The following is an 11,463-nucleotide window of genomic DNA, read 5'->3' on the forward strand; positions in this document are numbered from 1 at the left end:
ATTTTTAAGAGTTTTCTTAAGTGTTTTAAAAATTTTAATTTCTAAAAGCTATTAAATTTTTATTAATTTCTATATTTTTTAGAGATTTCTTTTTTACTAAGAAAATAGTGTTCTTAAATTATTTTAAAGTTTTTTAAGATTTTCTTGGTGTTGTGTGGTATATTTTTTTAACTATTTTTAGTTAGGAGGGAAATAATGGCGAAGTTTGATGATAAAGTCGATTTATACGACGATAGAGGTAATTTAGTAGAGTCTAATGTGCCTATCGAAGCTCTAAGCCCACTACGGAATCCTGCGATAAAAAGCATTGTTAGTGGTGTTAAGAGAACTGTAGCTGTAAACTTAGAAGGAATTCAAAACTCCTTAAGGACAGCAGCTGTAGGTGGAAAAGCTTGTAAGATATTAGGTAGAGAATTAGATCTTGATATTGTAGCAAATGCTGATGCCATCGCTGCTTCTTTAAAAGACATGATTAAAGTTACAGACGATGATGATACAAAAGTTGAACCTATTTCTGGTGGTAAAAGGATTTTAGTACAAATCCCAACTGCAAGATTAGAATCAGCTGCTGAATATTCAGTTGCTACTTTAGCTACATCAACTGCTTTAGTACAATCTTTAATTAAACAATTTGATATTAGTATCTATGATGCGAACATGGTTAAAGCTGCAATTTTAGGTAGATATCCTCAATCAGTAGATTATATGGGATCCAATATTGCAACTATGTTAGACATTCCACAAAAACTTGAAGGTCCAGGTTATGCTTTAAGGAATATTACTGCTAATCATGTTGCTGCTGCTACATTGAAAAACAGTTTACAAGGTACTGCACTTTCCAGTATTTTAGAACAAACTGCTATGTTTGAAATGGGCGATGCAATTGGTGCATTTGAAAGATTACATTTATTAGGCTTAGCTTATCAAGGATTCAATGCTGACAACTTAGTTGTTGGATTTGTCCAAGATAGTGCAACTGATGGAACTATTGGCTCTGTTATGAATTCAACTATTGATAGGGCTGCTGCTGATGGTGTAATTAAAGTAGAAAAAGACTTAAATGGATTTAATGTATATGGAACTGATGATTTAGCTAAATGGAATGCATATGCTGCTGCTGGAGCTACTGCTGCTGTTATGGTTAATGTAGGTTCTGCTAGAGCTGCTCAAGGTGTCCCATCCTCATTACTCTACTTCAATGATTCAATTGAGTTTGCAACAGGTCTTCCTGGTGTAGACTTTGGTAGAGCAGAAGGTGTTGCTGTAGGATTCTCTTTCTTCAGTCACTCTATTTATGGTGGAGGAGGCCCTGGTCTCTTTAATGGTAATCACGTTGTTACAAGACACAGTAAAGGATTCTGTATCCCACCTGTTGTTGCTGCAATGTGCTTAGATGCAGGTACTCAATTGTTTTCACCTGAATCTACTTCTGGATTAATCAAAGAAGTATTCAGTGTTGTAGATGAGTTCCGTGAACCGTTGAAATATGTCGTGGAGGCAGCTGCCGATATAAAAGGCAAAGTCTAATTAATCTCAATAAAACTTTTAATTATGTGTATTTAGATAATTGATTGTTTTTTGTTCTTTCAATTTACTGTTCGATTTACTAAATAAGCGTTATAATTAAATTTATTATAAAATCTAGTTAAAATGAGGATATTATGGATATTCAAATATTTCCACATAGAATTTTAAGTGCAGATACTACTGAACTTGTTCTTAACAAAATTGAAGCATTAGATGATGTTCATCGTACTGTAATCAATGGTCCTAGACTTCCTCCTGAAGATTTGGATTTACCTCCTCAATATCGAGAAAAAAGAACAATTAATGTTCAAGGTAAAGAAATAGATCTTAAGGTTCAAACAGGTAGAATTTTTGTAGAAATTTCTCAAGAGTCTACTATAGACGAAGTTAAAAATATTTGTCAAGATGCCTTTCCTTTTGGTTTTGAAATAAATATTGGAAAGTTTATGAGAACCCAAAAAACAGTTACAGACCATATGAAATATGGAGATGAAAAGATTCCTGATGAATATATTGGAATGACAGATCAGTCAGCAAAATTATCTGATAGATTAACAATTCTAAAAAAAGATGGAAATTAATAATTTTGCATTAATTAATAATTTTATAAATAATTAATAATTTTGTATATAATTATAATAATTTAATATTTTGAACCCTAATTTTAATATCTATAATTTAAAACTTAATCTAAATTATAAATTTTAAGTTTAAAGCAGATATTTATAATACATAAATCAAGATTTTTATGATTGGAAGAGTAACACATGTTGTTGATTGTCGTGAGACAATGGGTTTAGGTGAAGGTGGAGGAATTGCTCAAAGAGGCACTTTTGCTCAGTGTGGAAGTGATGTTTTGGCTGTTGCAATGTCTCCTGGCCGAAGACACATAACAAAACCTGTCTGTGAAATAACCTTTGCTCTTCGTGAAGCCAATGTATTAACCAGCACTATAATTTTAAATTCTGGTTCAGGTGTTCCATCTGATACACCAAATGCTGCTGGTGGAAGTTTATTTGGTTTAACTGAAAAGGAAATAAATCAAATGGATAATTTTAAGCTTTTAGTAATACATTTAGGTGGAGTTAGAAATCATATTATCTACAAAGCAAGATTGATTTTAAGGAACATTAATAAACCATGTGTTATCATCTGCGAATACCCTGTTGATTTTGAGGATTTTGCTAAAATTGGTATTAAAACTAATAATATAATGCCAAAGGAAGTAAAAACCAAAGGGACAATTATAAATATTGTTAATGGAGTTATTAGAGGGGAAACTTGTCCTCAAGAAAAATTAGATGAGATTATTAGAAAAGTTAAATTAGCATTAGGAGGTGCATGATTTATGGCACAATATTATCCAGGAACCTCACAGGTTGCTCAAAACAGAAGAAACTTTTCTGACCCAGATTATGAGTTAGAAAAATTAAGAGAAATATCCGACGAAGGCGTAGTAAAAATCTTAGGTCACAGAGCTCCTGGGGAAGAATACAAGAGTGTTCATCCACCATTAGATGAAATGGATGAACCTGAAGATTATATCAGAGAAATTGTAACACCTATTGATGGTGCAAAAGCTGGTGACCGTGTAAGATACATTCAATTTGTAGATTCAATGTACTTTGCTCCAGCTCAACCTTTCTTAAGATCAAGATCTTACTTAAATAGATTTAGAGGAGTCGATGCAGGTACTTTATCTGGAAGACAAATCGTCGAAGCAAGAGAAAGAGACCTTGAAAGAATTTCTAAGGAATTATTAGAAACTGAATATTTTGACCCTGCAAGAACAGGTATCAGAGGAAAATCAGTTCACGGACACTCTTTAAGGCTTGATGAAAATGGGGTTATGTTTGATATGCTCAGAAGACAACTTTACAATAAAGAAACTGGTAAAGTCGAAGCTGTTAAAGATCAAATTGGTAAAGTTTTAGATGAACCTGTTGTCTTAGGCGAACCATTAGACGAAGAAACTTTAAAAGCAAAAACCACTATTTACAGAGTAGATGGCGAAGCTTACAAAGATGATAAAGATGCTGTTGAAATTTTACACAGAATTCATGTAGCTAGATCCGAAGGAGGATTCTGCCCTGAATAGGGAGGTAATTATTATGGCTGATAAAAAGTTTATAGATGCATTAAATAAAAAGTTTAAAGAAGACCCTACAGAAAAATCCACTACCTTTTACAACTTAGGTGGATGGACACAATCTGAAAGGAAAACCGAATTTGCTAATGCTGGTAAAGAAATAGCAGAAAAAAGAGGTATTCCTCAATACAATCCAGATGTAGGATCTCCATTAGGACAAAGAGCTTTAATGCCTTATCAAGTTTCTACTACCGACACTTATGTTGAAGGTGATGATTTCCATTTTGTAAATAATGCAGCTATTCAACAAATGTGGGATGACATTAGAAGAACCGTTATTGTAGGTTTGAACACTGCTCACAATGTTATAGAAAAAAGATTAGGTATGGAAGTAACTCCAGAAACCATTACTCATTATTTAGAAACTGTTAACCATGCTATGCCTGGTGCAGCTGTTGTACAAGAACATATGGTTGAAACCAACCCATTACTTGTTGCAGACAGTTATGTTAAAATTTTCACTGGTGATGATGAATTAGCTGATGAAATTGATAAAGCATATGTTTTAGATATTAACAAAGAGTTCAATGAAGAACAAGCTGCTGCTTTAAAAGCTGAAGTTGGAGATAACATTTGGCAAGTAGTAAGAATTCCTTCAATTGTTGGTCGTGTTTGTGATGGCGGTACAACTTCACGTTGGTCTGCTATGCAAATAGGTATGTCAATGATTTCTGCATACAATCAGTGTGCTGGTGAAGGTGCAACTGGAGATTTCGCTTATGCTTCCAAACACGCAGAAGTTATCCATATGGGTACTTACTTGCCTGTTAGAAGAGCAAGAGCTGAAAATGAACCTGGAGGTGTAGCTTTCGGGTATATGGCAGATATTTGCCAATCTTCAAGAATTAACCCTGATGATCCTGTTAGAGTATCATTAGATGTTGTAGCTCAAGCAGCTGCTATCTACGATCAAATTTGGTTAGGTTCTTACATGTCTGGTGGTGTTGGATTTACCCAATATGCATCTGCTGCATATACTGACAATGTTCTTGATGACTTCTGTTACTATGGTAAAGAATATGTAGAAGACAAATATGGTGGACTCACCAAAGCACCTAACAACATGGACACAGTCCTTGATGTAGGTACTGAAGTAACCTTCTACGGCTTAGAACAATATGAAGAATATCCTGCTTTACTTGAAACTCAATTTGGTGGTTCTCAGAGAGCTTCCGTTGTTTCAGCTGCAGCTGGTATTTCCACAGCATTTGCTACTGGAAACTCACAAACTGGTTTAAGTGCTTGGTACTTATCCATGTACTTACACAAAGAACAACATTCTAGATTAGGATTCTATGGCTACGATTTACAAGATCAATGTGGTGCATCCAATGTATTTTCAATTAGAAATGACGAAGGATTACCTGTTGAATTAAGAGGTCCAAATTATCCTAACTATGCAATGAACGTAGGACATCAAGGAGAATACTCTGGTATTGCTCAAGCTCCTCACGCAGCAAGAAAAGATGCATTTACATTTAACCCATTAATTAAAATTGCATTTGCTGACAAAAACTTAAGTTTCGACTTCTCACAACCTCGTGCTGAAATTGCAAAAGGTGCATTAAGAGAATTCCAACCTGATGGTGAAAGATCAATTATTATTCCAGCTAAATAGGTGTATTACACCTATTTTTCTTTTTTTTTTTTAAACAAAAAAAATTCTTTTGCATGTTAATTTGTATTAATGATTAATTTTTTTCATGTTCTATTCATTATTAATTTAATAAAGATTAAGGAGGAAAAATATGGACCCTATAACATTAGGTGTTGTCGCATTAATGGGTGCAGCTGCTACTATTGCTGGTGCAACTGAAGATATTGAAACTGATATTGGTTCTGAAAGTAACCCTAACTCACAAGTTCAATTAGCTCCACAAATGGGACATTTACATCGATTTATAAATAAGGCTACATCTGGTGAACCCGTCGCTTATGGTGTCTGGGCTGGTGTTGCAGGTTCTGTTGCATATTTGTTCTTACATTTATTCAATTTAAACCCTGTAATCGCTATTGCTGCTGGTGCATCTGTAGCTGCTTTAGTTCATACTATTTATACTGTAACTTCTCATTTAGGTAGGATTGTAGGTCAATCACAATTTGGGCAACCTGTCTATTGGGATGCATTAACCCAAGCATTAGGACCTATTGCTGGTCATGGATTTATAGCAAACTTCTCTATTGTAGCTGTTGCTTATTTAATAACATTACCTATTGAAGGATTAGCACATCCATTCCCTCTTCCACTTTTAGCTGTAATGTGGGGAATTACTCTTGGTGCTATTGGTTCTTCAACTGGAGATGTTCACTACGGTACTGAAAGTGAATTCCAACAATATCCATTTGGTGGAGGTATTCCTGTTGCTAACCACGGTGATATTAACATTAAATCTTCAGTAGGAATAAAAAATTCTATTGATGTTGGTAATTTCTGTGCTAAGTTTGGTGGACCTTTAACTGGTATTTGTTTCGGGTTATTAGTATTTATTAGTTTCTGGATTACTGTTATATTTGGCTTATACGGTGGTCTTGTTGCTGGTATAATCATTGTTCTAATTCTCATTATTTTAAATAATAGAATTGAAGTTTTCGCCAGAAAGACTTATGGACCATATAAGGAATAATTAAGGAGGTTCTATTATGGTTATTACTGCTATTCTTACTTTAATTATTGCGGTCGCTATTGGTGGAATTCTTATTGGTGGAGGCGTTCACTTCATACCAGTAGGAGGAGCTCCTGCGGCTATGGCAACTGCAACTGGTGTAGGTACAGGTACTGCTATGCTTGCTGCTGGTGGTGGATTAACTGGGTTAATCACTGCTGCATCAATGACTGGTCAACCTGTATACATTGTTTGTATTGCTGGTGCAGTTGGTGGAATGTTAATGATTGCTTTAACTATGCTTATTGCTAACATTATTTATGTTTATGGTTGTGGTATTGTACCATCATCTGCAAAAGTTGAAAAAGATATAATTACTGGTCTTGATCAAGAAAAATATATTACCCCTGGTACTGAAGGACATGGTGTCCCTACTGGATGTTTTGTTAGTGGTGTCATCGGTGGATTATTTGGTGGTGTTGGTGGAGGTTTAGTCTACTGGGCTGCTTATAATGCACTTGCTGAAGCTATCACTACACCAATTTTAGGTGTAGAATCTAATGTTGTTATTGCTGGACTCGCTGCAATTTTAGGTGTAGCTGTATTCTTTATAAATGCTGTTATTGCTTCATACAATATTGGTGGTACAACTGAAGGTGTTCACGATCCTAAATTTAAAAGATTACCAAGAGGAGTTCTTGCTTCTGGTGTTGCTAGTATTGTATTAGGTATTTTCATTTACTTAATCGTTGGAGGTGCTTTATAATGTCAGCTGCTGGCGGAGGACCATCTGAAGCAGATATTTCTCCTGAAGTATTACTTGCTCTTGGAGTTATTGGTGGTCTTTTAGGAATTTACTTATCGGATATTAATGTTCTCGGAGGAGTTATTGCTCCTGTTCTTGGATCTCTTGGTGCTGTTTGTGCTATTATTTGGGGTGCTGATGCGATTAGAAGAGTTGCAAGTTACGGATTAGGTACTGGAGTACCTTCTATTGGATATATGTCTCTTGCTTTAGGTATTATTGGAGCATTAGTTGGAGTTGCATTAGCTGCAACACTTAATTTAACTATTATTGGACCTGTTTTAGGTTTAGTAGCAGGCTTAATTTTAGGTGCTGTTGTTGGTATTGTTGCTAAAGTTATTGTTAAAATGAAAATTGCAGTATTAATTAGATGTACTGCTGAAATTTCTGGTGCTGCTGCTTTAGCGGTTTTAGGATTTTCATCTGCAATTGCTGGTGGATATGGCTTAGATCTTATTTTAGCTAAAGTTATTGCTCCTGGTTTCATAGCATTATTCTTTATATTTGTCACTATGGCTATTCAACATCCGTTTAATGCATGTCTTGGACCAAATGAAAATCAAGTTAGAACTATTAAATTAGCTGTTTCTACTGCATTTTCTGTAATGACTATTACTGGAATTTTAGCTATCTTTAACCCATCATTAGTTTATGCTGGAGTTCCTGCATGGTTAGTAATTTTAGTTATAGGTGCAATCGGATGGGTTGTTTCATTAAAATCATTTATTTGCGCATCTAACGAAGCAGCTGCTGAAGTATCTTGGAATGCTGAAATTCCTAAAGTTGAAGAGTAGAGGAGAGGATATAAATGTTACCTTTAGTAAAAATTGTCCCTGAGTACAGTTTAACTCTCGATCCATCAACTGGTGTGATAGGTGCTGCTCTTGGTAGAGAAGTTTTAATATTGTCCATGGACGACATAAATAATAATATTGCTCTTGTAGAAGCTGCAGCTGATGAATTAATTGATTCATTAGACCCAACTACTGTTCCAGAAAATACTTATTCTGGAAGAGAAGGTGTCTATTTAACTGCAGGAAAATACACTAATGCTGCTTATGGATTTACCATAGGTTTGTTGATTTTAGTTGCTTTAATTCCTTTATTAATCAAAGCGGGGGTTTTCTAAATGGCAGATAAAAAAGAAGCTGCAGAAGGATGGCCTATTGTAAATGGAGATTACATAGCTGGAGATCCTGAAAGCCCTGTTGCAGTTGCCACTCTTGCTTCTCACAATGAAGATATAGGTGCAAATGCTGGAGCTGCTATCTCTGGACCCTGCAAAACAGAAAATCTTGGTGTTGAAAAGGTTGTAGCTAATATAATCTCTAACCCTAATATAAGATTCTTAATTCTTTGTGGTGCTGAAGTACAAGGACACATTACTGGTCAAAGTATTGAAGCATTACACCAAAATGGTGTTGACCCAGAGAAAAGAAGTATTGTTGGTGCTACTGGAGCTATTCCATATGTTGAAAACATTCCTGATGAAGGAATTGAAAGATTCCAACAACAGGTTGAAATTGTTAATATGATTGACAGTGAAGATGCTGGTGCTATCGAATCTAAAGTTAAAGAATGCATAAGTAAAGATCCTGGTGCTTTTGAAGAAGAAGCTTTAGTGATTTCTGTTGATGATGCTGGAGGAGATGATGATGATGGTGAAGAAGTACGCCCTGTAGCTGCTGAAACCGCATTACTCGAAGCAAGAATTAGAAACATCAATACTCAAGTGAAATTTATCGGTGCAGTTCAAAGAATGTTTTCTGGTAACTATGCAGGTAAAGTCCAAGGTATTATGATTGGATTAATATTCACTTTGGTTTTAGGTGGTTTATTTATATTCGGAGCATTATCTATTTAGATAGGAGGTTTAATAATGGTTAAATTTTCAAACAAACCAAATATCAAAGGCATTAGAAATACTGCTGAAGATACTAACTACAAAGCAAAATTAATTGGTCGTGAAGGTAGATTATTTGCTGGTTTAAATGCTACAAGAATCACTGGAATTGCTTATGGATTAATCTTAGCTTTTGTTTTAGTAATTATTATTCCTTTATTAGCAAAAGCTTTTGGTGTATAGAGGTGTTATAAATGTCTGATGAAAATACAATACCTCGTGTACTTGTTTCTGCCGATGAATTTGATAAAGCTAATGAAAGATTAGATGTTGCTGAAGAAAAAATTGAAACAGCTGTTGGGGAATATGCTCAACACTTTGGTCAATTACTTGGTAGAGATATAGGTATTTTATATGGTATAATTATAGGTCTTATTATCTTAATTGGTTATATATTATTTAATTCAGTAAACTTATTATAATTTTTTTATGATACTATTTGAATAATATTAACCATTTTCTTAATGAATTAAACTTATAATTTGTCGTTATACAAAAATTCGTTTTGGATAATAGAATACTCTAGACGGAGGTTTTTATAAATGTTTAGATTTGATAAAGAACAAGAAGTTTTGGATATTGCTGGTGTTAAAATTGGTGGACAACCAGGTGAATATCCTACTGTTTTAGCAGGAACCATCTTTTACGGTGGACACAATATCATTAGTGATGAAAAAGCTGGTGTCTTTGATAAAGATGCTGCAGAAGAAAGAATAAAAACAATGGAAGAAATGTCTGATGTTACTGGAAATCCTTGTTTAGTACAAGTTTTTGGTCAAACTGAAGAAGCTTTAGTTAAATACTTAGAATTTGTTGGTGACTTCACCGATGCACCATTTTTAATTGATTCTACATCTGGTGATGCAAGAGTTGCTGGTGCTCAATATGCTTCCAGTGCTGGTTTATCAGAAAGAGCTATTTACAATTCAATTAACATGGCTGCTGAAGCTGAAGAAATTGCAGCTGTTAAAGAAACAGATTTAACTGCATCTATTGTTTTAGGTTTCAATCCAATGAATCCTACAGTCGAAGGTAAAATTGGAATTTGGGAAGATGGTGATGGTACCATCGACAAAGGTTTACTTGAAATGGCTGCTGATGTAGGTATAACCAAGCCATTAATGGATACAGCTGTTACTCCTTTAGGTCAAGGTGCTGGTGTAGCTGTTAGAACTTCATTTGCTGTTAAAAGTAAATGGGGATACCCAGTAGGTTCAGGTATTCACAATGTGCCTTCTGCATGGGATTGGTTAAGAGCTTACAAAAAAGAAAATAAAGAAGCATGGCCTGTTTGTGATATAGGTTCTAACCTTGTTCAACAAATGGCTGGTGGAGACTTTGTACTTTTCGGTCCAATTGAAAATGCTAAAATTGCATTCCCTGCTTGTGCTATGGCTGATATATTCATAGCTGAAGCTGCTAAAGATATTGGAACTGAGCCAGTAGAAAATCACCCAATTAATAAAATGCTTTAAACATTTTTCTTTTTTTAAATTTAAATAATTAAGTGTTATTTACCTTAATTATTTTTTCTTTTTCTTTTTTTAGATAATGATTTTATTTCTAGTTTTTTTTTTAGCTTTTTTTTAAAGATTTTACCATATATTATTTAATATTACTGATTATTTAGTTTAGTTTCTATTTTCTATTTTTTTTTGTATTGTTTAGTTAATTATACTGTTTTTCTGTTTGAATTTTTATATTTAATACTTAACTTATAGTCCAAACACCAATTGGACGAAATTTGTTGATTGTATATAAATAAACTGCAAAAACTAGTGCAAAAAATTAAGATTCTGACATATTTTCATATTTTTAGCTAACAATTTTTACTTTTCTATTTGTTCAATCTTTTTTTTAAAATTATAGTCATTTGATAAAATTCTTAATCATTAACACTCTGAAAAATATTATAATATTAAGTCAATAATTTTAATCAATTTATTAAATTAAAAAGCATGTTTAAATAATATATTTTTAATAATAATCAATTTTAATAGATTATAACTGTAAATGGTATTAAGAGTTTAATTTGTTTCCAAAATTTGAGAACTTTCCCAGAAATACTATAATCGCTTGATGATGTAGTTTTAAAAAATTTAGTGATTACTATCTTTTAATTGTATTTCTTGAAAAGAATTTTGTAGTTAAAATGTATAACTTAAAAAAATTATACATGTTATTTTTGTAAATAATCACTAATAATCTTTATGATTATAAACAAATTAATAAACCAAAATGGATATTTTTTTAAAATAAATGATTTTTTTTAATTTTTTTATTATTTTTATTATTTTTTATTTAATTATTTATTTTTTTATTTTCATTATTTATTTTTTTTTAAATAAAGAGAGAAAGGCAAAACCTTTTTGTGTAGTTTTTCTGGTGGGGGATTTAGTAGATTTTGGTTTTGCAAAATGGTCAAAACTTTCTTTTTGAGTTTTTTTCCTAAATTTTTAAGGATATTTCTTTTTTT

At 33.2% G+C, this 11,463-nt stretch carries 13 protein-coding genes; all 13 read left to right on the forward strand.

Annotated elements, in window-relative coordinates:
* The first annotated feature begins 195 nt into the window (after positions 1-195).
* Positions 196-1,527, forward strand: coding sequence for a coenzyme-B sulfoethylthiotransferase subunit beta (gene mcrB, locus MBCUR_RS02350; protein WP_067089736.1), 1,332 nt, complete (start codon positions 196-198; stop codon positions 1,525-1,527).
* Between the two features lie 134 nt (positions 1,528-1,661).
* Complete coding sequence (gene mcrD / locus MBCUR_RS02355; protein ID WP_067089740.1) at positions 1,662-2,108, forward strand: methyl-coenzyme M reductase operon protein D; 447 nt, start codon at positions 1,662-1,664, stop codon at positions 2,106-2,108.
* Between the two features lie 167 nt (positions 2,109-2,275).
* Positions 2,276-2,872, forward strand: a complete 597-nt coding sequence (gene mcrC, locus MBCUR_RS02360; RefSeq protein WP_067089742.1) for a methyl-coenzyme M reductase I operon protein C — start codon at positions 2,276-2,278, stop codon at positions 2,870-2,872.
* 3 nt (positions 2,873-2,875) lie between these two features.
* Positions 2,876-3,625 (forward strand): coenzyme-B sulfoethylthiotransferase subunit gamma, encoded by a 750-nt coding sequence (mcrG, locus tag MBCUR_RS02365; RefSeq protein WP_067089744.1) that lies wholly within the window; start codon positions 2,876-2,878, stop codon positions 3,623-3,625.
* A gap of 13 nt (positions 3,626-3,638) precedes the next feature.
* Entirely contained in the window at positions 3,639-5,294 is a 1,656-nt protein-coding gene (gene mcrA, locus MBCUR_RS02370) for a coenzyme-B sulfoethylthiotransferase subunit alpha (protein WP_067089747.1), read from the forward strand.
* A gap of 130 nt (positions 5,295-5,424) precedes the next feature.
* On the forward strand, positions 5,425-6,300 hold the full coding sequence (gene mtrE, locus MBCUR_RS02375; protein ID WP_067089750.1) for a tetrahydromethanopterin S-methyltransferase subunit E: 876 nt from the start codon (positions 5,425-5,427) through the stop codon (positions 6,298-6,300).
* Between the two features lie 16 nt (positions 6,301-6,316).
* Complete coding sequence (mtrD, locus tag MBCUR_RS02380) at positions 6,317-7,045, forward strand: tetrahydromethanopterin S-methyltransferase subunit D (RefSeq protein WP_067089753.1); 729 nt, start codon at positions 6,317-6,319, stop codon at positions 7,043-7,045.
* Positions 7,045-7,878 carry a tetrahydromethanopterin S-methyltransferase subunit MtrC gene (mtrC, locus tag MBCUR_RS02385; RefSeq protein ID WP_067089755.1) on the forward strand — a complete coding sequence of 278 codons (834 nt, stop codon included), beginning with the start codon at positions 7,045-7,047 and terminating at the stop codon, positions 7,876-7,878. The genes mtrD and mtrC overlap by 1 nt, the downstream gene beginning before the upstream one ends.
* 14 nt (positions 7,879-7,892) lie before the next feature.
* Positions 7,893-8,213 carry a tetrahydromethanopterin S-methyltransferase subunit B gene (locus MBCUR_RS02390; RefSeq protein ID WP_067089758.1) on the forward strand — a complete coding sequence of 107 codons (321 nt, stop codon included), beginning with the start codon at positions 7,893-7,895 and terminating at the stop codon, positions 8,211-8,213.
* Entirely contained in the window at positions 8,214-8,948 is a 735-nt protein-coding gene (gene mtrA, locus MBCUR_RS02395) for a tetrahydromethanopterin S-methyltransferase subunit A (protein ID WP_067089760.1), read from the forward strand. It begins immediately after the preceding gene.
* 15 nt (positions 8,949-8,963) lie between these two features.
* Complete coding sequence (locus tag MBCUR_RS02400; RefSeq protein ID WP_067089763.1) at positions 8,964-9,170, forward strand: tetrahydromethanopterin S-methyltransferase subunit F; 207 nt, start codon at positions 8,964-8,966, stop codon at positions 9,168-9,170.
* An 11-nt stretch (positions 9,171-9,181) separates the two neighbouring features.
* A complete protein-coding gene (gene mtrG, locus MBCUR_RS02405; protein WP_067089765.1) occupies positions 9,182-9,409 on the forward strand; it encodes a tetrahydromethanopterin S-methyltransferase subunit MtrG in 228 nt (75 codons plus the stop codon).
* Positions 9,410-9,529: 120 nt separating this feature from the next.
* Positions 9,530-10,462 carry a tetrahydromethanopterin S-methyltransferase subunit H gene (gene mtrH, locus MBCUR_RS02410; RefSeq protein ID WP_067089768.1) on the forward strand — a complete coding sequence of 311 codons (933 nt, stop codon included), beginning with the start codon at positions 9,530-9,532 and terminating at the stop codon, positions 10,460-10,462.
* Positions 10,463-11,463 lie beyond the last annotated feature (1,001 nt).

This window comes from Methanobrevibacter curvatus (assembly GCF_001639295.1).
In the GTDB taxonomy this organism is placed as follows: Archaea; Methanobacteriota; Methanobacteria; order Methanobacteriales; family Methanobacteriaceae; genus Methanoflexus; species Methanoflexus curvatus.